Origin of the sequence: Psychrosphaera ytuae, from assembly GCF_017638545.1 — a bacterium.
Taxonomy (GTDB): Bacteria; Pseudomonadota; Gammaproteobacteria; order Enterobacterales; family Alteromonadaceae; genus Psychrosphaera; species Psychrosphaera ytuae.
Genome location: NZ_CP072110.1, coordinates 3,293,609 through 3,315,732, shown reverse-complemented (window position 1 = coordinate 3,315,732; position 22,124 = coordinate 3,293,609). Strand labels below are relative to the sequence as shown.

General features: G+C 41.3%; 24 protein-coding genes and 7 tRNA genes. 4 read left to right on the top strand and 27 right to left on the bottom strand.

Annotation, left to right across the window (positions count from 1 at the left end):
- Positions 1-13: 13 nt before the first annotated feature.
- Entirely contained in the window at positions 14-505 is a 492-nt protein-coding gene (locus tag J1N51_RS14635; protein ID WP_208831965.1) for a nuclear transport factor 2 family protein, read from the bottom strand.
- A 283-nt stretch (positions 506-788) separates the two neighbouring features.
- On the opposite strand from J1N51_RS14635, the gene J1N51_RS14630 reads away from it, so the two are divergent.
- Together J1N51_RS14630 and J1N51_RS14625 are read left to right on the top strand one after the other, a co-directional pair.
- A complete protein-coding gene (locus tag J1N51_RS14630; protein ID WP_208831964.1) occupies positions 789-1,268 on the top strand; it encodes a hypothetical protein in 480 nt (159 codons plus the stop codon).
- 271 nt (positions 1,269-1,539) lie between these two features.
- On the top strand, positions 1,540-2,142 hold the full coding sequence (locus tag J1N51_RS14625; protein ID WP_208831963.1) for a pyridoxine/pyridoxamine 5'-phosphate oxidase: 603 nt from the start codon (positions 1,540-1,542) through the stop codon (positions 2,140-2,142).
- Positions 2,143-2,692: 550 nt separating this feature from the next.
- On the opposite strand, the gene J1N51_RS14620 is transcribed toward J1N51_RS14625, so the two are convergent.
- The 11 genes from J1N51_RS14620 to J1N51_RS14570 all read right to left on the bottom strand — a co-directional run bounded on the left by J1N51_RS14620 (position 2,693) and on the right by J1N51_RS14570 (position 10,963).
- Entirely contained in the window at positions 2,693-3,556 is an 864-nt protein-coding gene (locus J1N51_RS14620) for a PEP-CTERM sorting domain-containing protein (RefSeq protein WP_208831962.1), read from the bottom strand.
- Between the two features lie 942 nt (positions 3,557-4,498).
- Complete coding sequence (locus J1N51_RS14615) at positions 4,499-4,786, bottom strand: type II toxin-antitoxin system RelE family toxin (RefSeq protein WP_208831961.1); 288 nt, start codon at positions 4,784-4,786, stop codon at positions 4,499-4,501.
- Positions 4,776-5,027, bottom strand: a complete 252-nt coding sequence (locus J1N51_RS14610) for a type II toxin-antitoxin system Phd/YefM family antitoxin (RefSeq protein ID WP_208831960.1) — start codon at positions 5,025-5,027, stop codon at positions 4,776-4,778. Before J1N51_RS14610 ends, J1N51_RS14615 begins: the two co-directional genes overlap by 11 nt.
- A gap of 157 nt (positions 5,028-5,184) precedes the next feature.
- Entirely contained in the window at positions 5,185-5,982 is a 798-nt protein-coding gene (locus J1N51_RS14605; protein ID WP_208831959.1) for a DODA-type extradiol aromatic ring-opening family dioxygenase, read from the bottom strand.
- A 127-nt stretch (positions 5,983-6,109) separates the two neighbouring features.
- Positions 6,110-6,562: a DUF6985 domain-containing protein gene (locus tag J1N51_RS14600; RefSeq protein ID WP_208831958.1), complete on the bottom strand. Its 453-nt coding sequence runs from the start codon at positions 6,560-6,562 to the stop codon at positions 6,110-6,112.
- Positions 6,563-7,416: 854 nt separating this feature from the next.
- A complete protein-coding gene (locus J1N51_RS14595) occupies positions 7,417-7,959 on the bottom strand; it encodes a hypothetical protein (RefSeq protein ID WP_208831957.1) in 543 nt (180 codons plus the stop codon).
- A gap of 68 nt (positions 7,960-8,027) precedes the next feature.
- Positions 8,028-8,597: a hypothetical protein gene (locus tag J1N51_RS14590; protein ID WP_208831956.1), complete on the bottom strand. Its 570-nt coding sequence runs from the start codon at positions 8,595-8,597 to the stop codon at positions 8,028-8,030.
- An 18-nt stretch (positions 8,598-8,615) separates the two neighbouring features.
- Positions 8,616-8,981 carry a DUF3703 domain-containing protein gene (locus J1N51_RS14585; RefSeq protein ID WP_208831955.1) on the bottom strand — a complete coding sequence of 122 codons (366 nt, stop codon included), beginning with the start codon at positions 8,979-8,981 and terminating at the stop codon, positions 8,616-8,618.
- 45 nt (positions 8,982-9,026) lie between these two features.
- Positions 9,027-9,773, bottom strand: coding sequence for a hypothetical protein (locus tag J1N51_RS14580; protein ID WP_208831954.1), 747 nt, complete (start codon positions 9,771-9,773; stop codon positions 9,027-9,029).
- Between the two features lies 1 nt (position 9,774).
- Positions 9,775-10,134 (bottom strand): DUF5329 family protein, encoded by a 360-nt coding sequence (locus J1N51_RS14575; RefSeq protein ID WP_208831953.1) that lies wholly within the window; start codon positions 10,132-10,134, stop codon positions 9,775-9,777.
- 106 nt (positions 10,135-10,240) lie between these two features.
- Entirely contained in the window at positions 10,241-10,963 is a 723-nt protein-coding gene (locus J1N51_RS14570) for a YebC/PmpR family DNA-binding transcriptional regulator (RefSeq protein WP_208831952.1), read from the bottom strand.
- Between the two features lie 258 nt (positions 10,964-11,221).
- On the opposite strand from J1N51_RS14570, the gene J1N51_RS14565 reads away from it, so the two are divergent.
- Together J1N51_RS14565 and J1N51_RS14560 are read left to right on the top strand one after the other, a co-directional pair.
- Positions 11,222-12,193: a magnesium transporter CorA family protein gene (locus J1N51_RS14565; protein WP_208831951.1), complete on the top strand. Its 972-nt coding sequence runs from the start codon at positions 11,222-11,224 to the stop codon at positions 12,191-12,193.
- A 9-nt stretch (positions 12,194-12,202) separates the two neighbouring features.
- Positions 12,203-13,111, top strand: a complete 909-nt coding sequence (locus J1N51_RS14560) for a mechanosensitive ion channel family protein (protein WP_208831950.1) — start codon at positions 12,203-12,205, stop codon at positions 13,109-13,111.
- A gap of 52 nt (positions 13,112-13,163) precedes the next feature.
- On the opposite strand, the gene yqfB is transcribed toward J1N51_RS14560, so the two are convergent.
- The 15 genes from yqfB to megL all read right to left on the bottom strand — a co-directional run bounded on the left by yqfB (position 13,164) and on the right by megL (position 22,106).
- A complete protein-coding gene (gene yqfB / locus J1N51_RS14555; protein ID WP_208831949.1) occupies positions 13,164-13,472 on the bottom strand; it encodes a N(4)-acetylcytidine aminohydrolase in 309 nt (102 codons plus the stop codon).
- Between the two features lie 100 nt (positions 13,473-13,572).
- Positions 13,573-13,648: transfer RNA gene (locus tag J1N51_RS14550), tRNA-Gly, on the bottom strand.
- Between the two features lie 39 nt (positions 13,649-13,687).
- Positions 13,688-13,773: transfer RNA gene (locus tag J1N51_RS14545), tRNA-Leu, on the bottom strand.
- A 47-nt stretch (positions 13,774-13,820) separates the two neighbouring features.
- Positions 13,821-13,896 (bottom strand) — tRNA-Gly (locus J1N51_RS14540).
- A gap of 50 nt (positions 13,897-13,946) precedes the next feature.
- A tRNA-Gly gene (locus tag J1N51_RS14535) sits at positions 13,947-14,022 on the bottom strand.
- Positions 14,023-14,049: 27 nt separating this feature from the next.
- A tRNA-Leu gene (locus tag J1N51_RS14530) sits at positions 14,050-14,135 on the bottom strand.
- Between the two features lie 21 nt (positions 14,136-14,156).
- Positions 14,157-14,230: transfer RNA gene (locus J1N51_RS14525), tRNA-Cys, on the bottom strand.
- 22 nt (positions 14,231-14,252) lie between these two features.
- Positions 14,253-14,328: transfer RNA gene (locus tag J1N51_RS14520), tRNA-Gly, on the bottom strand.
- A gap of 154 nt (positions 14,329-14,482) precedes the next feature.
- Positions 14,483-15,076, bottom strand: a complete 594-nt coding sequence (gene pgsA / locus J1N51_RS14515; protein ID WP_208831948.1) for a CDP-diacylglycerol--glycerol-3-phosphate 3-phosphatidyltransferase — start codon at positions 15,074-15,076, stop codon at positions 14,483-14,485.
- 51 nt (positions 15,077-15,127) lie between these two features.
- Positions 15,128-16,960 (bottom strand): excinuclease ABC subunit UvrC, encoded by a 1,833-nt coding sequence (uvrC, locus tag J1N51_RS14510; RefSeq protein ID WP_208831947.1) that lies wholly within the window; start codon positions 16,958-16,960, stop codon positions 15,128-15,130.
- A 6-nt stretch (positions 16,961-16,966) separates the two neighbouring features.
- Positions 16,967-17,617, bottom strand: a complete 651-nt coding sequence (gene uvrY / locus J1N51_RS14505) for a UvrY/SirA/GacA family response regulator transcription factor (protein ID WP_208831946.1) — start codon at positions 17,615-17,617, stop codon at positions 16,967-16,969.
- A gap of 99 nt (positions 17,618-17,716) precedes the next feature.
- A complete protein-coding gene (gene maiA / locus J1N51_RS14500) occupies positions 17,717-18,355 on the bottom strand; it encodes a maleylacetoacetate isomerase (RefSeq protein ID WP_208831945.1) in 639 nt (212 codons plus the stop codon).
- Position 18,356: 1 nt separating this feature from the next.
- Positions 18,357-19,922 carry a transcriptional regulator TyrR gene (gene tyrR, locus J1N51_RS14495; RefSeq protein WP_208831944.1) on the bottom strand — a complete coding sequence of 522 codons (1,566 nt, stop codon included), beginning with the start codon at positions 19,920-19,922 and terminating at the stop codon, positions 18,357-18,359.
- A 147-nt stretch (positions 19,923-20,069) separates the two neighbouring features.
- Complete coding sequence (gene phhA, locus J1N51_RS14490) at positions 20,070-20,864, bottom strand: phenylalanine 4-monooxygenase (RefSeq protein WP_208831943.1); 795 nt, start codon at positions 20,862-20,864, stop codon at positions 20,070-20,072.
- A 3-nt stretch (positions 20,865-20,867) separates the two neighbouring features.
- Positions 20,868-22,106: a methionine gamma-lyase gene (megL, locus tag J1N51_RS14485; protein ID WP_408635859.1), complete on the bottom strand. Its 1,239-nt coding sequence runs from the start codon at positions 22,104-22,106 to the stop codon at positions 20,868-20,870.
- Positions 22,107-22,124: the final 18 nt, after the last annotated feature.

Below are 22,124 nucleotides of genomic sequence, written 5' to 3'. Positions count from 1 at the left end.
GATTGATAAGTGTTTACTCGTGATATTTACGTATCACGGCAACTTTGCCATCTTCAAGCTCTAGTACTTCCATCATGACTTGGCTGTATTCAATCGGTTGATTGTTTTGTGGATGAATGCCTTTAGCGTAGTTTTTGTAGCGGATAGCAACCGCTGAGTCATTGAAAGTAAACACATCGAGGAGCTCGGCCTCATACTTATCATGTGCTCCCAAATAAAAAGTCATGCCTTTACGCATATCGGCCTTACCACTAGGTAAGCGCGAATCATCTTTGACCCAAGGTAAATGCGAGTGACCTACATCGTCAGTCAAAAGTGACAAATAGGATTCAAGTGCCGCACTGTCTGCGTTAGGCATTTGCGTCGCAGTCATCCTATCAAAGTAAAGCTGCGCAAAGCCTTTTAGATCAGGTTTGGATTGGTTTGCTAGAGTATCGTTGGAAAATACCGAAACCGTGAAAGTGGTCAATACCACCAAAAGTGTTGCCAAGTTAAATCGTTGCATCGACTTCCCTTTCTGATTAAATATCATTCAGTAAACTGTAACTTGCTAAGAATATAAAGCCAATATTATTGGTTACAATTGTTTTTTGACAAATCATTACCACCGAGTATTGTTAAGTATAGGCATACATAAAAGTATGCCTATATTTTAAAAGTCAGTGCAGTAATTAGTTTCAAATATCAACCAGTGCTTTAACAAAGTAATCAGTTGATTTAAAGCAGTGAACTAACAAATCAGTGTTAAGACGGACACACTACTGAAAGTTCTTTGGAGATTGATAATTATGGATTCAATATATAAACATTTAATAACTGCGTCGATTTTTCTGTTTACCGCTAGCGCACTCAGTGTGCAGGATACAGATAATAGCAACCTTGCTAGAATTAATAACTTTGAAGTCCATGAAGGACAAGAGTACCTTCAAGTGTTTTTAGCGTGCCATAGAAAAAGGCCAGCGACCGAAAAAGATGTTTACCAGCTTGCTAAATACTATCCACCAGGACAGCACAAGATCGTCTTAAAAGCGACTCGTTCTATTGACCAAATAGGTGTCGAACAAGAAGCATACTTGACTAGTAGCGTTGACTTTAAACAGGGACATGAATATGACCTCAAAGGCGTATTCGACAAAAACAACGTCGACATTCAGCTTGTAGACAAAAAGACAGGTACAGTTGAAAAGCTACAAACCGTTGAGTTGAAACCACACCACAAGATACCTTCTAACCAAACATTTAAGTTGTGTCGCGAAAGCACTGTGTAGCCCACTAATTAATAATGCCCTGTAATAAAACCAGCTACGGCTGGTTTTTTTATGAAAAAACAAATCGTATCGAGGTAGAATTAACACAATCAACATGTTAAAAACCCTCATATTTTACCCCCACGGGTCAAAAACCAGAATGTTACAGGCTTATCACTGATCCCTCTTTATGGATATGCGTGGCAAAAACCGAATATGAACAGCTATGGGAAATTGAGCACCAAGTTAACTAACCCGGTTAGATGTGTTACTTTTTATTTCCCTTTATTAAGTGCTTACACTTTGGAAATCACGGATCGATGAACAGCTAGTTAATAAAATTAGTCAAATTTGGAAAACAGCAAAAATAAACTCGCCCCTCAATCAAAAGAGCGCAGTGTGCATATCGACCATAGATTCATTGGGTTTTCCTCAAGCTCGATTTGTCGACCTCAAAGAAATCGGTCCGACAGGCTTTACCTTTTGCACATCATACAACTCAGACAAAGGTAAACACTTGTTGAAAAACCCCAACGTTTCCTTAGTCGCTTGGTGGGACCACATTGGCTACCAAATTCGAGTTGTAGGTACAGCAGCTCCAATCTCAACAAAGGTTGCGGATAAATACTGGCTCACTCGCTCTAAAGAAGCACAAGTCGCTACCAACTGTTTTAAACAAAGCGAAACCTGGAGTTCACAAGCCTCTATGGAGAGTCATTTCTCAAAGGCACTTACAGAATCCGAAAAATCCATCTCGCGACCAAACTCTTGGGGCGGCTTCACTATCGAACCTCACTCAATAGAAATACTTAAATTTAAACCCAATCGCGTGCATGCCAGAGAAAAATACTTTCTTGAGCACCAATCTTGGAAAATGCAGTTGTTACAGCCTTAATCAAAAGACCACTCATTGAAAATGTGCTTTATATCTAAATCGAGCGATTAGCGAAGGCTCATTGAGAGAGTATTGGGAGTCAGTTTTAGACAAGGAACGGACCTTGAGGCGTTGTTCGGGCGACTGCCGCTTTGTGCCAATAGCTGCCGGTCAGTATTGACTGGAAATTAATCGACAAAACTCACAAAGCTGACGCTCAAATCTTTTTCCCCTGAAATACTGGTCACTATTTCAGGTATATCAATTAGTGTGTTTAGAGGTACTAGGAAGCAAAAATTGAAATGGTTGCATTTTCTATATTCTTCCTGGTGGCATTTTTATTCTATGCGCACTGGTTAGTTCAACATGGGGCGCATTAAATGAGATTGCTCGAATGCATTTTAAAAAGGAGTTTCAACCGAAATTATGTGGGTTTACGCAAGGAACAAGGAAAGTTTAACAAATTTGTTAGGTAGAGATGATGATAGCGATAAGTGATTTAGAGTACATTAAAAAAGGCCGTCATTCATAGTGACGGCCTTTCGATTAATTAGATTGTGACTAATCTAGCTTATTGCGCCTTTCTGCGCCTTACCATTAAGCCTGCTACACCAAGGGCAAGTATAGCGAACATTGGAGGTTCTGATACGGCCACACTATTGTATTGAACTATAGCAACACCGTTAGCACCAGAGCCTCCTACTTGATAAACTCCGTTATAACCACCGGAGCCTCCTCCTGCACCATAACCGAAGCCCCCTTCTCCAGCTGCAAAGCTTTGACTATTCCCTTGACCGCCGAGTAAACCAATACCATCAATTAGGATACCGCCGCCACCGCCGCCACCGGAATGACTCCCGGCCGACGCTGCTCCGCCAGAACCTGCTGTAACTGTTGCCTCAGTGATAAGAGTTAATAGGGAATTCCAGATTTCAGTTCCTTGACCTAATCCACCCAAATAACTTCTGCCATCTACACCGTCAGAACCACCTGTTCCACCAGCGCCACCGAAACCCATATTACCGGCACCTCCGCCTCCCGAGCCACCTGCACCTCCTCTCGTAAAGAAAGAGGATAAAGCAATACCACCGTCGGCAGTCAACAGGTCGCCAAACATAGTTGCTGTTCCTGAATCACCATAACAAGAATTGCCAGCACATGCCGCAGCTTGTCCACCTTGTCCAATAGTAACATTGAAAATATCGCCTTCAGAGACACTAAAAACACCTCCGGCGAGATAGCCACTGCCGCCTCCGCCCCAATGCGAACCAGCGCCTGCTCCGCCGCCTCCAATCGCTAATACGGATATGCTACTTACGTCTTCCGGAACAACAAATTCAGATGATGAATCAATTACAATTAATGCTGCATTAGCTACACCGCTTGCTAAAAAGCACGCTGTAACACATAGCTTTTTGGTTAGTTGTTTAAACACTCTCATTTCCCCTTTAAAAATCAATTAAATGCTTTCGAAACGCAGAACTCTAAGGCACTAAGATTAGTGCTTAATTTGGGTCACCACGTAATAGAAACATCAAGGCTGTCGTTTCAGCACAAACAACACCAGCGTGCAAATATAACACCAAGGTATTAACTCACTGTTTTTTTAGACATTTAAAGTCGTAAAGTTCGAAACCTCTCTGATAGGTGTAAAAAATTCCGACACATGCCAAATAATAAGAAAAGTGAATGTGTTTACTTCTAGGCCTTTTATTTGGGCAAATGTTATTTTATTTATCCTCAGAACAAAGACTAACCAGAATCTAAATGGGACTTTAGCTTTGACAATATGGGTAAACGAATCCACCAGTTCTGCTGAGGTTAATGAGGTGATATGTGTTGCTATGATCATGTAAGGTAGACACATGTGTATGATGAAGCATGGTTTACAGAGACAAAACTTATCCAGGGTCACATTGGTGATGTTAGGCAGTTTCTACAAATCTCAAGCAACCAGTAAAGGGTTTTGTGAATGATTGTCAAGTAATCACCTGCCCCATGCAAGTAAAAGCCATCATCTGGAATTATAATCGCAAAAACTTTCAAACATTTATTTTCGCAACGCAGAACCCAGCTAGTATTTCTTCAAGTTTCGGGATTGGTGCAGACCTCTTCAGTAAATGTTCCAACTTTTCATCTATCCTCCGAGTCAAAATTAATTTACTGAGGAAGCCCCATCATTCCTCCTTGTAACAACGAGTAGATTCGTAAGAGATTAAATTGGAATAAGATTTGAGAGCATTATCTAAGGTCTGCTGATGGCTGAGTTAGACTCTTATCAGAATAGTAAATGAGTGTCCGGAAATCGCTCTTTGCAGATGTAGGACACACTTTAGCTGAGAGGCAGCGTCAGCCATATTCTCTTGTTATGTCGAAACTACTCCATGCGAGATGCTAACTTTTTATAAATAGCATTTTTATCACGCTTTCCTACAGCTAATACGTATACTACGACTTCATTATCGAGGACTTCATAAGCTAATCGATAACCTGCTGTACGTAGTTTGATCTTATAGACTGATTCATATCCTCTTAGTTTGTCTGACGGTACATGAGGGTTTTCTAATCTTTCAGCAAGTTTATTTTTAAATTGCTTTTTAAGTGGCTCAGCTAATTTATCCCATTCTTTTTTAGCTAATGGAAGAAACTTTAACTTATAAGTCATCTAAGTTAACTTCAATTGCGTTTGATAGATCAGAGCGACGCTTTTCTACCACTTTTGCTAACTCGTAATCATCGACAACACTCATTAACCACTCATAAGTTTCTGCAGGAACCAGATATGCAGCAGGTTTATTGTGATTTAATATTGCAATTGCAGCTCCATCCGCCTCATTCAGTAAAGCAGTAGGGTTCTTTTTTAGTTCAGAAATACTTGCTGAACAGTCAGCTAAAACTTGCCTCATAATTATCACCAATTAAGTATTAAATTTAGTGCTTATTTTAGACCTGATTTAGCTATTAAGCTAGAATTTAATTATCGCGATATAACGGCGCGAAAGAAGTGAGCGTCCGAGGCCACGTACTTTGTGGCCGATTTTGAGCGCCTTGTTAGCATTCTGCCTACCATAGGTACATACTTGACTTCATATTGAGAATCTTCAGCTCGAACGATTCTGCACATGCGCCGCCTGCTAAGCCGTAGCAGACATGCAAAGGCAATAGGTGCTCTTCTCGAGGGTGGCAAAACCGAGCACCCGGCGCTTTTACCCATTCACACAGTCTTTGTTTTCTTTCTTCTTCCGAGATATTTGTGTTTGAACAAGTATCCAATAACCAAGACTCAAATGCTTCATTCAAATCTTTTGACTCCGTAGTTTCTGGAGCAAAAAAGGCCTTCATATTGTGAAAAGAAAATCCTGACCCTATCAAAAGTAAATCTTCATAGTCTAAGCCCTGTAGCGCCTGACCAATACTAATATGCTCGGCAGGACTTAAGTTATTAAGAAGCGACAACTGAATACAAGGAATATCAGCATCTGGGTACATTATTTTTAGCGGTATGAACAAACCGTGATCAAAGCCCCTTTGTTTATCGAGATTGCAAGCAATGCCAACACGCTCTAGCTTTTCGTGTATTTTATTTGCAAGCAGTGCCTCGCCCTTGCATGGATAGGTAATACTGTAAGATTCTTCTGGAAATCCATAATAATCATATATAAGCGATGGGCTCTCGCCAGCAGTAATTGTTGGCAATTTCTCTTCCCAATGTGCACTCACAACCACAATGGCCGATGGTTTACGTAATAAAGATGTTATGCTTTTTAAGCAATCAACCATTTCTGTATGCCCAGCATCGCCCAAAAGAGGCATTGGCCCGCCGCCATGCGACAAGAACAATATTTGAGGTTTCGAGCTCATATTGACTCCCTTATTTGGTAAATGCTAACGCCCGCATAAAATGCGGATAATGCTTGGCTAAAATTAGCGAAGAATGAGCGTCAGCCAAGCGTTTGACGTCATTTTTGATGCGTTTGTTATAAATCGATTACTCCAAGCCAACTTTTATTAGTTTTCCATTTTTGAATATTACTCTAAGTCCATGCTCAACATCGAAGGTACATTCAAATTCTATATGTGTTTCACCGCCTTCCTCTTCAGGAAATATAAACACGCCTGGATCAATTACATGATTCCAAACTTGTTCTGGGTCATGAATTTTTGGCATTAGCTCTTCAGCGTACTCCTCAAGTCCAAGGTGATAATCAGGTAACACTGAAATGTAATAGTTAAACACTGCTTTTTCTATTATTGGGAACAAATTTTTAATATTGTTATGTAGCCAATTAATGGACTCTTTATGAGCAGGCTCTACAACACCGGTTCCAGATAGACCTAGAGTTAATAAAACATTGTTACCAAGAACAGGGAAAATGACTTCACCTTCGAGATCATTTCCAACTTTTTCTAATTGTTCGATAATATTGTCGGCTACGTCCATAGTTACCTAGATTTATAACAGTACTTTATTATGAATTCATAGTAACACTAGTTTTCTCTGCAAAACTAGCCTATTTGTTCTCGTTAGCGTTCGTTCTCGTTCATTTCATTAAGCTAGCAAACACTTCCCATGTAGCCATTGTTTCTTGATAAGTTATGATCTTCTTACGAGCCTTTGCTATTTGGAGTCTTAGCCCTTTTTCTATCACTAAACTTAAAATACAAAATCTCTGCACCGCCCTTCGCAGCCCGTTCGCTTCGTAGAGCTACCAGATGATCTCTATGACGCTGGTTTTGCCACAATCTCTTGGTAATAGCGGCAAGCTAAATAGCAGAATTAAAGTTAATAAATGCCCCACTAAATAATATAGCTGAGATGATTATTAGGCGAAAAGCCTGCCAGTAACCTATTTTAGGTAACTTAAATATGTCTGGGATTGTCATATTCCAAAGCCATGAAAGCAAAGCTGGCAGCAGAAAAAACCATAAAACGAAAAGTACTAATATTGTTAAACCCAATTCCATTCCTCCATGAGATTTATTTAGGTTGTAAACACTCCACTAAGAAGCGAGTTTAGGCTTGCTAAAGTTGGTAGTGAAGGAGCACTAGCAAGTTGTGACGAGCTCTTCTTTAACGTACTTTAATACGTATATCACTGTTTGTTATCAGTTTTATTTTTCTTAACCTTCGGTTTCGGTCGCCATATAATCGGCTTGGTTACAAAAGTTGGTTTACGCCATTTGAGAGCAGAAATACATAACTCGTTTCGGAACTACGCCAATTTAACCCATTTATGCCCAAGCGTTCATATTACATAAATGACCACAACAAAAGCGCTTGTAGTGTATTTATGCTCACTCCACCAAATTAAACGACGCTTGAAGTGATACTGTGACATCTCTGAGTACATCTTTCATATCAAAATACACAGTCCATTTACCAAATACATCGCCTTCCTCTCCGATAAATTTAATTACAGTCGAAGTCAAAAAGATTGATTTTGGGTCCATATCCAGTTTGCCAACTGCACAAGGAATGTCTTGTTCATTAATTGAGAGCGTTCCTTCTGGGTCCTCTACTCTGATATCACAGCGAATTTCGAAATTCCCTCCGTTGTCTAATTTGGGGTTCGCAAAAAATGGTAAGACCGTTAATTCTTCTCCAATTTTTACATCACTTGCTTGAGAGAAAAACGGAGTGTGCTCTCTCGGGGTCTGCCATTTTTCTTCCCAGTCTTTGTCGGGAGTGATCAATAGCCATCCGCCTAAACCACCTTTTGCTTTTTGATTAGCCTGTTCTGGTGCTTTTTTACCATCAGCGGTAAACCATTGAAAATCATCATCACCAATTGCAGAGGTGGATAAGAGAAGGAATAAAATACTAAGTATTAACTTCATAGCGAACTGTCCTTTTTCGGGTGTATTAAGCTAACGTACTCCATTTAGCTTTAGTAACTAGCGTAAAATTATATATCTTTAACCTTTGTAACTTTGGGGCAAGGCGAGTTATTTTTTCGGTTATCACACACAAATACACTCTCAAATTTAGCTTTCCATTCATCGACTTGAGCTGCAGTAAAATCACCCTGCCAAGTTTTTTGAATATGATAAAAGCTGTCCTTTCCAGCAAACATTAGATGTAAGATTTTTGCACGAAATGCTTCGCCGTTGGTACATAGAGTTTCCCAATACTCCACCGGGTATGCCGAAGGCTTGGTAAATTCTAGGGTGTGACTTTCGAACGACTGACATTGGTCGTAGCCTGGTTTATCGACTTTTTCTCTAATTTCAGCGGTTGAAGACTTGTCGTGATAAGTAATACTCACCGCATACGAGTCGGCCATGCCTTTGCCTGGTTTTTGCCACATGCGTGAGTGAAAATTGCCAATATTTCTTTCGAATGCTTGCCAATCTGCTAATTCTGCCGCGTAAGGAGTAACTAGGTTTTCACCGTAAAATAGCTCGTTGGATTGTGGTGTGCTACCACAGCCGACTAAAAGACTGGTCGCTAAAATAGCAGTTATTAAGACTTTCATTGTTATTCCTTAACGTTTTTAAACTTGACCCTTTGCCTTTTGGATTGCCGCTTGGTGTTCGGGCTTTAAAGGCATAGATTTAAATGGGCTAATATTACTGCCACCGGTATTACCGACAGGAACCAAACCTATGGCGGTTTTTGTTGCTGCGCCAACAATGCGCAATAGCTGGCCAAGACATTCTTTAAAATCTCGTTGGGCAATGCCCCATTTCAGCATCAAAATATGTACTTTAACGTGCCACCAAGTTGATTCTTGACCGAGGACGTGGGCGTTTTCTAGGTGTTGGAAAGCAAGACTGTTATGGCCTTTACCTGCCAAATCCTTTGCTTGGGCTAACTCTATTTCAACATCACAGGCAATCGACTTAGTAAAACTCTTCATTTTTAACTCCATGTTTTAGTTAGTTAAAACTGTATTTGTATCGGGTTAGTTTGCATTGGAGCACCGGACTCGCTGCAATGAACCGCTCTTAGTTAATAACTGACTGCCAGTTTTGGAATTAATCAACAGTTCACCATTACTCAACTTCACACTGCTTCTAGGTGCACCTAATAAGCCAAAAAGCTCAGTTAGTTTTGGTTTTCCATCTTTAAAAGTGACAAGCCACAATGTCCCTTTATCACTTTGCATATGACTTAGACCCTCTGTGATGACATAACCAAATTCAAATTGATAAATATCTTCCAGGTTCATATCTGCAATAAGCTCGACATCGCCACTGTTACTGATAAATACTAGCTCTCCACCAAATTCACCACGAGACTCCCCGGCAAGAAACCCAAACGGTGTCTCATATGCAACCTGAGCAGGAACATGATGAGTGGTCAAGTGATCTGGCCTACCAAAATATTTATCCCGGTAGTACTGCATAGTGTAAACTACGGGAGCTCCTATCTCCTTCGCCATTATCTCATTTTTGCTGAACTTCAGAGGCCGTTCGTCAATCGCAAATTGACTGGCAAACTCGGCAAGTTGTTCGTGATTGGCCGCCTCATATTCAACACGAACTCTAACCGTGTCATTAAAGTAGTATTTATTTGGCTCTAACTGACGTGCCAGCGCTGGCTCAAACGGAGGACAGTTTATGGTCTTAGCCGGAGCAGATTCTGGCAGTTCCTGTGCGCAGACTGGTGTAGCAATTATAAGAAATAACGAGAAAAGCGAGCGATTCAAATTAGTTGTCCTTTGAGTTCTTTCTAAACGCAGCAAGTTCTTTCAAAAGCCAATCTTTGCTTTTGACTGGCTTAGCACCTGCACAGTGAATTTTATAGTGTTTTCCAGACATCGTGCTTTTCGTTGCAGAGTATTTGATAAAGTCTTCCGTGGACTCGATGTCGTCTTCGTAATACTTATATTTTTTGGTGATGTGTTTGGCCGCTTCTGGGCCTTGATGAAAGGTGCCATTTCTCTCATATTGACACTCTGTGTTTTTGACATAATTGAGAAGGTGATTTATTTCACTTTGCATTTTGGCAAAAGCAAAAGTCGGAACCACTGACAACAACACAATTAAAACTAAACCAAACCTTACCATTTAAACATCCCTATCCCGTGCATTGAACTAAACCTAACAAAAAGCCCCACCAATTGGTAGGGCTTGATTTTAAGCTCTTGCGCTAGTTAGCCGTAATTAACGGTTCTTAACGTTCAACTTCTGCGTTGTGATAAACTTCTTGTACGTCTTCACAGTCGTTTAACATGTCGATAAACTTGTCAAACACGGCCACATCATCACCCGTTACAGGTGTCGTTGTTTGTGGTTCCCATGAAATTGACTGAACATCAAAATCGATACCTTCGTATGCTTCTTCTAGAGCAACTTTAACGTTATTGTACTCAGTGTAAGGCGCAATTACCGTGATCTTGCCATCTTCTTGCTCAACGTCTGTAACGTCTACATCTGCCATCATAAGCGCTTCAAGAACTGAATCTTCGTCGTCGCCGTCAAATACAAAAATAGCAACATGGTCAAACATGTGAGCAGCTGAACCTTGTGCTCCTAACTTTGAATTTGTTTTAGTGAAGCAGTTTTTAACTTCCATGATGGTACGGTTGTTGTTGTCTGTTAAACAGTCAACGATGACCATGCAGCCGCCAGGACCAAAACCTTCGTAACGAGCCGGAGAATAATCTTCACCTGCACCACCCTCAGCTTTGTCGATGGCATTTTTGATTACATGCGCAGGCACCTGATCTTTTTTGGCACGCTCGATGATGTTTTTAAGGGCAATATTTGTATCTGGGTCACCGCCGCCATTTTTAGCAACGACATAAATTTCTTTTCCGTACTTTGAGTATACTTTAGTCTTCATGTTGGCCGTTTTAGCCATAGACTCTTTACGGTTTTGGTAAGCTCTTCCCATCTTAATCTCTTTTTGTTTTCTCGATGAATTTAGGCGTTTAGATAAAGCGCGATTATACACTAGGTTTTATCGGCTTTCACAACTGGTTGCGTAAAGTAATCTATTTTTGTTCAAATTTGAATCTGAACCCTCTATTAATTCTTTTTAAATACCCAAAACACGTCTTTAAACACGAATATTTTGTTTCGAAAGTACGGTTCTCCTGCTATAACAACACTATGTTATTGCTCTAAAAAACACTTTGATAAAGAGAGTTATATGATTCAATGTTTATTAGTCAACAAGGATAAGTCGACGACCATCGGCGATATTTCTTTACTAGAACAATGGCGTCAAGATCCCAATACCTATCTTTGGCTAGACATTGGCGAACACGACCCACAAGAAGAACGCGCCCTCCTTGCCGAACTTGGATGTCACGCCTTAGCGATCACGGATGCACAGCGCGAACGTCACCCCCCAAAAATTGAGCTTTTTTCAAATTACCTCTATTTGTTGTACCGAGGAATTTATAAAGCATCACCGGGAATGATTTTTGAGCATTTACAAATCAGTTTATTTATTGGCGATCGAATCCTTATCTCTCGTCACGACAAGGCATCTACCGCCATTACTAGTATGTTTAATGAAAACAGTGGTAGATACTTAAAACGAAGTCCAGCTCATTTAGCAATGCGCTTGTTCCATACGAGTTGTGGTTTGTATTTAAAAGAGCTCATCGACTTTGAAGCAGAACTAGAATCTATCGAAGATCAATTTCAAAATCATGGCAATGACAAATTAATGCGCCAAATCACCCAGTATCGCTCTCGTCTGATTAAGCTTCGCCGCACGTTTAACTATCACGTTAACATTGGTAAAGCACTAGAGGCTTACATTGACGATGAAGACACAAACATTGTAAATGAAAAAGAGGTCCACACTATCAATGATCTCAACGAGCGACTTGATAGGTTGTTGAGTTTAAGTCAGATGTACTATGACATCTGTGGTGACCTTGTTGACGGTTATTTATCGGTAACTAGTCATCAATTGAATGCGACGATGCGAGTACTGACGGTTATTACTGCGATATTTGTTCCGCTGAGTTTTTTAGCCGGATTGTATGGTATGAATTTCGATTATATTCCAGAGCTCAAAGCTGAAAATGGTTATTTCATTTTACTTGGAGTGATGTTTGTTATCGCTTTTGGTCTAATGGCGTTGTTTAAAAAGAAAAACTGGTTGTAGAGGAAACAAATGTTAAATACCCAGTGGTTGGATACTCAGCTTTTAAAGATTGGTGAATTTACCCTAAATATCGGACAAGTCCTGTCATTTTTTATTGTACTAATAGTAACGGCGATCGTATCCCGCTTATTGCAAGCTGGTTTTAATAAACTAGCAAAACAAGGCGGTAACTCCAACTCGCACCAACTGTATATAATCAGTCGGATCATACATTACCTGGTGGTATTTATTGGCTTTATCATAGCCTTGACTATGTTGGGCTTTAAAGTCACCGAATTGGCAATTATGGCCAGTGCCTTAGGTATCGGTATTGGTTTGGGTCTTCAAGGCATGGTAAACAACTTTGTTTCAGGCCTAATGATCATGTTTGAGCGCAGCTTGAAAGTAGGCGATTTTATTGAGCTTTCAAATGGTGTTGTTGGCGAAGTAATTGAAATTAACATGCGAGCAACGCTAATTCGTACCAACGACAATGTCGATATTTTGATCCCAAATGCCGATTTGGTATCTGGCATGGTGACGAACTGGACACTACAAGACAATGTAAGGCGATTTAGAATTCCTTTTGGGGTCAAGTATGGCAGTGATAAAGAACTCGTCAAAAAAGCGGCTCTAGAGGCTGCCAGTAATGTTCCATACACGTTAGATTCACTTGGTCGCGCACCAACCGTATGGATGACTAGTTTTGGTGACAGTGCTATTAATTTTACTTTGGGTGTTTGGGTTACGGCAGAACAGGTAAAACGCCCAACTGCGTTAGTTTCGGATTACCTTTGGGCGATTGATGACGCGCTAGCTAAATACGACATCGAAATTCCATTTCCGCAACGAGACTTACATATTAAGTCAAATCACACTGTCTTTAAGGTTGAATCTGAGTCGTCTGCTACAAGCAGTAAGCTCAAGGACGCAGAATAAGCACAGCAATCAGTGCTTCACTCTACTTTGATATTTAATAATAGCGTTTGGGTTATTTAACCAGCTCAAACGCTATTACGTACAAATCAGGTGTTTCTGGATAAATATCACTAATCACCTGTTTTAACTCTTCGAGTGTCATATTTTCTTGTTGGGCGTGTACGTCGGTTAACTCAGAAAAGCTGATCGGCGTAACAGAAACAATTCTTAACTGACAAAACCACCGCCCGTCTTCATAAGTCGAAACATCGACGATTGAATGAGGCACAAAGTCTTTTTCACTGGCGTCGCGAATAGTAATCGTCTTTTTTTGAGACAAGATATCCATCTCAAAACGTTGATAAAAGGTAATACTGTTCATATGAGGTCACAATCAAAGGTTTGTTGTAAATGGATCAGTAAACGAGCTAATAACTCTATTGGAAACAAATTACGTAGGAAAATATTTTTGAGGGAGAATTTGGAGCGAGTAACGAGGTTCGAACTCGTGACCTCAACCTTGGCAAGGTTGCGCTCTACCAGCTGAGCTATACTCGCGTCACGTTTGCTTTCTGAAAGAACAAAAAGACTTTTAAATGGTGCCCGGGGCCGGACTTGAACCGGCACGCTCTGTGAGCGAGGGATTTTAAATCCCTTGTGTCTACCAATTCCACCACCCGGGCATCGGGTAATTATTTTTATAGTAAAGACTGGCACTCTACTTAAAATTTGGAGCGAGTAACGAGGTTCGAACTCGTGACCTCAACCTTGGCAAGGTTGCGCTCTACCAGCTGAGCTATACTCGCGTCACATTTGCCTACTCAAAGGCACACATTGTCATTCACCATTTAAAATTTGGAGCGAGTAACGAGGTTCGAACTCGTGACCTCAACCTTGGCAAGGTTGCGCTCTACCAGCTGAGCTATACTCGCATACCTAAACGGCTTGCACCTTTTAAATGGTGCCCGGGGCCGGACTTGAACCGGCACGCTCTGTGAGCGAGGGATTTTAAATCCCTTGTGTCTACCAATTCCACCACCCGGGCGACACTCTGGTTTAGAAGTCATGGAGGCGGGTCCCGGAGTCGAACCGAGGTCCACGGATTTGCAATCCGCTGCATAGCCACTCTGCCAACCCGCCGACTTAGTCGACTCAATTTGTTTGGAGCGAGTAACGAGGTTCGAACTCGTGACCTCAACCTTGGCAAGGTTGCGCTCTACCAGCTGAGCTATACTCGCGCAATCTCAAACAAATCGTCATTTTGACTTCTTGCTGTCATCGCTGACAACGGAGACGCATTCTACATTCTCGATCGTCTTAGTCAACTGCTATTTTAAATAAAAATGACATTTTAGTGTCGTTTGATTGTTTTTTAGCTGACAAGCTCAAAAATCACACTTTTTTGCCAGATATATATGGCCAAGCTGCTCTGAAATAACTAATTAAAGACCAAAGTGTTAAGGCAGTAGCAATGTATAAGAATACATAAGTTGCGATGTCTAATAGTGGTCCAAGTAACCAACCGTCAAACACCCAATATTCATTTGGATGCCACAAAAGACCAATCAGCGCTAACATTTGCGCAGCGGTTTTAAATTTTCCAACCATTGAAACTGCAACATCAGCTCGATTGCCCATTTCAGCCATCCACTCACGCAATGCCGAAATCGCCAGCTCGCGCCCGACAATAATAATAGCAGGAACGGTAACCCAGACATTAGTGTAATCATCTACCACTATGATAAAGGCAACTGCCACCATTACTTTGTCAGCAACTGGATCAAAAAACGCTCCAAATGGCGTGCTTTGGTCCAACTTTCGGGCTAAATACCCATCAAGAGCATCGGTAATGGCTGCAAACCAGAAAATAAATGCAGTTGCGAAATACTTCCACTCATAAGTTTCACCAGGGAGATAATAAAACACCACCATTACAGGGATTAAAAAGATACGAAAAGACGTTAAGATATTTGGAATATTCCACATAGAAGCGTACTACATTGTTGTTTTTGAAGACCTAGGACAGATGATGCCTATTTAATCCCCGTCATGCAAGAATCCATGTATTTCTTGCGCTAATTGTTTACTAATTCCAGGCACTTTTGCCAAATCTTCGATTTTTGCCGCCAACACGCCTTGTAATCCACCAAAGTTTTTTAATAAAGCCTGGCGACGTTTGCCACCCACTCCTGGAATATCTTGCAATACCGATTGGGTTTTCGCTTTATTTCGTTTGTTTCTGTGACCCGTGATGGCAAAACGGTGGGATTCGTCGCGAATGTGTTGAATTAAATGCAGTGCCATCGAAGTTGCAGGTAAGTCAATTTCCACTGCACCTGCATTTAAGTACAAAGTCTCTAATCCTGGTTTTCTACCCTCACCTTTTGCAATACCAACTATGATAGGCGCTTTTTCAAGTGGCCAGTCGGCAAAAAACGCCTCGGCTTTGTTTAGTTGTCCTTTACCACCGTCAATAAACAAAATGTCTGGGACGTTTTGTGCATCTTTTACATTTTTGTAACGCTTGTTAAGGGCAAACTCCATTGCACCGTAATCATCGCCGCCCTTTACACCCTTAACGTTATAACGGCGATAGTCGGATTTCTGAGGACCGTCAGGGCCAAATACAACACAAGATGCTATCGGGTACTCACCAAACGTATGGCTAATATCAAAACATTCCATTCGCTCTATTTTAGGTAATTTAAGTACCTCTTTGAGTTCTTTGTATTTAGAACTTATCGCCCGACCATCTGCAAGCTTCATTGCCAAATCAATGTCGGCATTTTTTTGTGCGAGTTGATAGTACTTATACTTTTCACCGCGCTGCGGCTTTATTAATTCTACTTTGCGGTTGCGAATTTGACTGATTGCTTCGGAAAGTTCGTCTAAATCCTCTGTGAGTGTCGGAACAATGATGGTTTTTGGAATGTTTTGGCCACCGATACCGTTTAGATAAAACTGACTAATAAAAGAAGTGATGATTTCACTTGGCTCAGAGTCCGCTGGCACAGTCGGTGAATAGTTTTTGCTACCTAGAACTTTTTGGTCACGTATATACAAGACGTGCACTGTACACAAGCCTTTATCTTGAGAAAACGCCAGGACGTCAATTTCATCAATAGTACCGGAGACATTGTTTTGCTCCGTCACTTTACGTAGAGCGGTAATTTGATCGCGATAAAACGCTGCATCTTCAAAGTGAAGTTGCTCACTGGCTTTTTCCATTTTTGCGATTAATGAATCGATAACGTCTTGGCTTTTACCGGCAAGAAAAGTTTTTACCAAATCAACTTGTTCTAAATATTGTTCATCACTGACATAGCCTTCAACACAAGGTGCTGAACAGCGTTTTAATTGATGTTGTAAACAAGGACGACTACGGGCTTTATAAAAGCCATCTTCACACTGACGAACAGGAAACACCTTCTGCATAATTCGCAAACTTTGTCCGACCGCACCAGCAGAAGGAAAAGGACCAAAGTACTCTCCTTTGAAGCGTTTCTTACCTCGGTGCATAGTAAGTCTTGGGTGCTTGTGATCAGTGATTAAAATGTAAGGGAAGGATTTGTCGTCTCTCAATAAAATATTGTATTTAGGTAAATACTCTTTAATGAGGTTGTTTTCTAGGATAAGAGCTTCTGTTTCCGTCTCTGTTACCGTGACTTCGATATTGGCAATTTGTGCCACCAGCGCCTTGGTCTTTACACTCGACAGGTTTTTCTGGAAGTAACTAGATAAACGGTTTTTTAGGTTTTTTGCTTTGCCCACATAAATCACCTGGTGTTCCGCATCAAGCATACGGTACACACCAGGTTGAGTGGTGACATGTTTTAAAAAATGACTGCTATCAAACGTCGGATTAGACATGAACGGCTATTTTAACGTTTCCATATCTAACATGCCGTGTCGGATAGCTATATGAGTGAGTTCAACGTCATTTTGAACGTTCAGCTTTTTGAATATGCGATAGCGATAACTGTTTACTGTCTTAGAACTGAGACTCAACTGCTCCGCTATATCCTGTACTTTTTCACCTTTAGTGATCATTAACATGATTTGCAATTCTCGTTCGCTCAACGAGTCGAACATTTGCTCTGCGTCATTGCCTGTAAACTTACTGAGCGCAATTTGCTGAGCTATATCCGGCGCTAAATAGCGCTGACCAACATTTACCGAGCGAATAGCTTGAATTAAATCATCTGGGCCAGTTTGTTTGGTAACAAAGCCCGATGCGCCCATTTGCATTACTTTGCTAGGGAATGGATCTTCGGTATGAACCGTTAAAATGATGATCTTGACGTCGGGACAGTAGCGAACAATTTTTTTAGTTGCTTCTAAACCACCTATCCCTGGCATATTCATGTCCATTAAAACTACATCTGGCTCTTCGTTTCGACAAAATTGAAACGCTTCTTCACCAGTTGCAACTTCACCTACGACCTTCATGCCTCGGACTTCATCTATAATACGACGGATCCCTGTACGTACTAATTCATGGTCATCAACTAACAAGACATTTATCAAGACGTTGCTCCTAAGAGATAAAATTTCGCTTAAATTACCACATTACCCGCGCTTAGCAAGTCAAAACCCACTTAGCGCGTGATAATGGTTTGCGACTGTTTAAACTGCGTCCGGTTGTTGCTCTGGCGCAGCTTGATGAAACGCCGGTAATGCTCGGCAGCGCTCTGTTATCGCCTGAATAATTGGGTATTGACTCATATCGACATTAAAGCGCTCAGCGTTGTAAACCTGCGGTACCAGACAAATATCTGCCCAACTCACATTATCCCCATAACAATATGTGCCTGCTGTTACAGCTAGCTTTTTCTCGAGTGATTTAAAGCCTGTATCAATCCAATGGTGGTACCAAGCAACTTTAGCTTCATCACTTTGACCTAATGGGCCTGTTATATATTGCAAAACACGTAAGTTATTCAATGGGTGAATATCACAAGCGATGTCAAAAGCAAGCGCTTTGGCTTTAGCGTTGTCTTCTAATGTATTTGGTAACAAAGGTGTTTGTGGATATTTGGCATCTAAGTAATCCAAAATTGCCATTGATTGATTAAGAGTGAAATCACCATCAACCAATGTTGGCACCAATTCCATCGGATTTAATGACTTATAGGCTTCTGAGTGCTGTTGTCCGCCATCTTTGACCAAATGAACACTTTCATGCTCACAGTCCAATTGCTTTAGGTTTAATGCAATGCGTACTCGGTATGCGGCTGACGAACGCCAGTATCCATATAATTTCATATTACACCTTTGTGCTTTTTTTGTTGATGCCATAATCGCGTAGTTTGTTTGCAATTGCGGTATGACTTAATCCCAGCTTTTTAGCCAGCTGTCTTGAGCTTGGATAAGCAGGGTAAAGTTTGCGTAACAAGCTCGCTTCAAAACGTTTAACTGCTTGGTCTAAGCTTCCTTCAAATTCCTCATCAAGGTAACCGTACTCCGGTGAGTAATACGGCAATTCTAAATCTTCCACTTCTAATATTTCTTGATCAGAGATACTAATAGCTCGGTACAAACTGTTTTCTAATTGACGAGTATTACCCGGCCAAGGATAGCTTTGAATGTATTCGCTGCAGGTTTTTGATAATGTCGGAGCGCGCTTGCCAAGCTCTGTAGAAAACTTTTGAATAAAGTGATTAGCCAATGGAATAATATCCATGCGACGTTCGCGTAGAGGCGGAATTGTGATGCTAAGTACATTGAGACGGTAGTATAGATCTTCTCTAAACAGGCCTTCTTGTACCATACTCGCTAAGTCTTTTTGAGTCGAACAAATGACCCTGACATTCACTTTTACCTCTTGCTCTTCTGCAACTCGACGAAATGTTCCATCTTGTAAAAAGCGTAACAGTTTCGTTTGCATTTCGGCAGACATCTCTGACACTTCATCTAAAAATACGGTACCGCCGTCCGCTTGTTCAAAGATCCCTCGTTTACCTGACGTATCTTGAGTATCAAAGGCATCACCGCTAAAACCAAACAGTTCAGACTCAGCGACATTGTCTGGTAAAGACGCACAGCTAAGCGCAATAAATGGTTGGTCGCTGCGCTCACTGGCATCGTGACACGCACGAGCTATTAACTCTTTACCTGTACCAGTTTCACCTTGGAGAAGTACGGGCGCTTCTAATTGCGACATTTTTTTAGCTTCGCGTATTACCCGACGCATGCTTGTACTATTGGCTAAAATATCGTTGAAAGACTCGGAGTTATCGTCTCTAAACGCATTAATTTGTTGGCCGAGACGACTATGAGACTTGAGGTTAACTACAGCACCAGCTAACTGCACGTGACCTTCTTCGTCGGTAACGTTGATTGGCAAAATGTCTGTTACAAACTCTTCATTGTTGGCAGTTAGTTTAAGGGTTTGGCCACTCACATCTTTACTGTCGAGCCACTTACAAAAGTTAAACCCTTTCAACACACTTTGAATAGGCTGGCCTAAAATATCACCTTCACTCACACCCAAGTCGACCAATGAGGCTTGGTTGGCCGTTACGATTCGACCTTTGTTATCAATTGAGATAACGCCGTCTGGTAGGATGCGTAACAAAGTAACCAGTTCGTTATGCTCACGTTCGTACGGTAAAAAATTAGTTGTTTTTACATCAGTGATTCCATCGACACGTCGAATCGCTGCCATAACCTGTTGAAATGCCTCAAACTCAATTTGAGGAAAGGCTACATAAAGACATTGGGTGTTTTTATCAAACTCTATTCCGCGTAAATCAATGTCGTGATCTACCAAAATATTAAGTACTTCTTTCGCTAAGCCCATTCGGTCTTGGCAGGCAATTTGTAACCGCATCATTGCTCCGATGTCGAAAACTGAAAGTGTTGTTGTAAGTTTGCGATTGTAAATACTAAATTATGCCCTTGGCAACATTTATTTACAGAACAAACGACGAAGGCACCCAAAGGTGCCTTCAATAACGGAGCGGTTTTGCTGTTTCGCCTAAGCCGCTGACTTAGGTGGGAACAGCGGTGGATATAACCCAAGTGCCATGGCCTCGCGAACCATAGACATTAGATCCAACTGCGAAATTTCAAATAGTTGCTCTATGCCATCGATGACAAAATACTTTGGTTGCATGATGTCAATACGGTACGGTGTGCGAAAAGCGTCAATTACATTCATTTCTTGTCGCTCTGGTACATCTGAGCTGAATGCGTATTCAGTTTCACTTGGAGAAGACAAAATGCCACCACCGTAAATGCGTAGTTCGTCATTTTGTTTCATCAAGCCAAATTCAACCGTAAACCAGTACAAACGAGCTAGGTACACGCGCTCTTCTTTTGTAGCCGCCAAGCCTAACTTACCGTATGTATGTGTAAACTCAGCAAAGGCTGGGTTTGTCAACATGGCACAATGACCAAAGATTTCGTGAAAAATGTCTGGCTCTTGCAGATAATCAAAGTGTTCGCGGCGGCGAATAAAGGTTGCCGTTGGAAACTTTTTGTCAGCTAATAGTTTGAAGAATGACTCAAAATTAATGAGCGCAGGTACTTCTGCACATTGCCAACCTGTCGTATCGAGAAGTACTTCACTTACTTCTTTTAACTGTGGAACACGATCTTGAGGTAACTGGAGCTTTTCCAGTCCCTCAAAATACTCGTCACACGCTTTGCCTTTAATTACCTTTAATTGGCGCTCAATCAATTCGCTCCAAACTTGATTTTCATCATCCGTCCAATGAATAAAACCATTTGCGTCCGACTGCTTTGAACTATAGCTCGATTGCTTGCCCATTATTTACCCCCAGTTTCCTGCCGTACTTACCGAGTCCGATCTCAGTGCCACAATACGATCAAACGCTTGTTGCAGATCGGCGATTAAGTCGTCAGTACTTTCTAAACCTATTGATATTCTGATTAGTCCGTCACTGATACCTGCGGCTAATCGTTCTTCTTGTGTGTAAGGTGAATGCGTCATAGATGCGGGATGTTGGATCAGTGACTCAGCATCTCCTAAACTCACAGCGATAGAGAACAACTGCATTGCATCAATAAATGCCTGCCCTTCTTCCAATGTCGCCATTAATTCGAAGCCTATAACGCCACCCGCGGCTTTCATTTGCGAGCCAATAAACTTATAACCTTGATGTGATTTTAAGCCGGGATAATAAACTTCGGCAACCATAGGGTGTGATTCAAGGTATTCTGCAATTGTAAGTGCAGATTTACAGTGACGTTCGACGCGAATCGGTAACGTCTTTAACCCGCGAAGAATTAACCATGCGTCGTGCGGACTGATAGTACCACCCACGTCTTTTAAAATGGTGAGCTTTATCGTTTCTATCCGTTCTTTCGACGAAACAATCACACCTGCTACAACATCACCGTGGCCATTTAGGTATTTTGTCGCACTGTGAATGACAATATCAATGCCATAATCCACAGGTGTTTGTAACATCGGTGACATGAAGGTGTTGTCAACGACAGAGATCAAATCGTGCTTTTCACAAAAATCACCTATCAGTTCCAAATCCAACACTTTTAAATTCGGATTGATAGGCGTTTCAGCAAATACCATTTTGGTATTAGAGCGCAACGCCTGTTCGAGCTCTTCTTCGTTGTCCATGTCTACAAAAGTAACCTCAATACCCCATTTAGGTAATTGATGGCTCAATAGCGCATAGGTACACCCATAAACCGCTTTACACGCGATGATGTGATCTCCCGCTTCCAAAAAGCTCAATACCGCACCAGAAACTGCTGCCATTCCAGTAGCTGTGGCTGCTGCATCTTCCATTTTTTCAAGTGCTGCCATTTTAAGCTCGAGTTCTCGCACGGTCGGGTTACCAAGACGAGTGTAAATATAACCGGGCTCTTCGCCGGCAAAACGAGCTGCGCCTTGTGCCGCGTTGTCAAATACAAACGTCGACGTTTGATAAAGTGGACTTGTTAATGCACCGTGGTGCCCGTCTTTTTGCTTCCCTGCATGAATACAAACCGTATCCTGGTGAGGTTGTTTATTGTTGATCTTTTTCACTTTCACCTACCTATTCAA

Bases quoted from the DNA above. Each gene is read 5' to 3' on its own strand.
- J1N51_RS14635 (WP_208831965.1), bottom strand. From the start codon at position 505: ATGCAACGATTTAACTTGGCAACACTTTTGGTGGTATTGACCACTTTC.
- J1N51_RS14630 (WP_208831964.1), top strand. From the start codon at position 789: ATGGATTCAATATATAAACATTTAATAACTGCGTCGATTTTTCTGTTT.
- J1N51_RS14615 (WP_208831961.1), bottom strand. From the start codon at position 4,786: ATGACTTATAAGTTAAAGTTTCTTCCATTAGCTAAAAAAGAATGGGAT.
- J1N51_RS14610 (WP_208831960.1), bottom strand. From the start codon at position 5,027: ATGAGGCAAGTTTTAGCTGACTGTTCAGCAAGTATTTCTGAACTAAAA.
- J1N51_RS14605 (WP_208831959.1), bottom strand. From the start codon at position 5,982: ATGAGCTCGAAACCTCAAATATTGTTCTTGTCGCATGGCGGCGGGCCA.
- J1N51_RS14600 (WP_208831958.1), bottom strand. From the start codon at position 6,562: ATGGACGTAGCCGACAATATTATCGAACAATTAGAAAAAGTTGGAAAT.
- J1N51_RS14595 (WP_208831957.1), bottom strand. From the start codon at position 7,959: ATGAAGTTAATACTTAGTATTTTATTCCTTCTCTTATCCACCTCTGCA.
- J1N51_RS14590 (WP_208831956.1), bottom strand. From the start codon at position 8,597: ATGAAAGTCTTAATAACTGCTATTTTAGCGACCAGTCTTTTAGTCGGC.
- J1N51_RS14585 (WP_208831955.1), bottom strand. From the start codon at position 8,981: ATGAAGAGTTTTACTAAGTCGATTGCCTGTGATGTTGAAATAGAGTTA.
- J1N51_RS14575 (WP_208831953.1), bottom strand. From the start codon at position 10,134: ATGGTAAGGTTTGGTTTAGTTTTAATTGTGTTGTTGTCAGTGGTTCCG.
- J1N51_RS14570 (WP_208831952.1), bottom strand. From the start codon at position 10,963: ATGGGAAGAGCTTACCAAAACCGTAAAGAGTCTATGGCTAAAACGGCC.
- J1N51_RS14565 (WP_208831951.1), top strand. From the start codon at position 11,222: ATGATTCAATGTTTATTAGTCAACAAGGATAAGTCGACGACCATCGGC.
- J1N51_RS14560 (WP_208831950.1), top strand. From the start codon at position 12,203: ATGTTAAATACCCAGTGGTTGGATACTCAGCTTTTAAAGATTGGTGAA.
- yqfB (WP_208831949.1), bottom strand. From the start codon at position 13,472: ATGAACAGTATTACCTTTTATCAACGTTTTGAGATGGATATCTTGTCT.
- pgsA (WP_208831948.1), bottom strand. From the start codon at position 15,076: ATGTGGAATATTCCAAATATCTTAACGTCTTTTCGTATCTTTTTAATC.
- uvrC (WP_208831947.1), bottom strand. From the start codon at position 16,960: ATGTCTAATCCGACGTTTGATAGCAGTCATTTTTTAAAACATGTCACC.
- maiA (WP_208831945.1), bottom strand. From the start codon at position 18,355: ATGAAATTATATGGATACTGGCGTTCGTCAGCCGCATACCGAGTACGC.
- tyrR (WP_208831944.1), bottom strand. From the start codon at position 19,922: ATGCGGTTACAAATTGCCTGCCAAGACCGAATGGGCTTAGCGAAAGAA.
- phhA (WP_208831943.1), bottom strand. From the start codon at position 20,864: ATGGGCAAGCAATCGAGCTATAGTTCAAAGCAGTCGGACGCAAATGGT.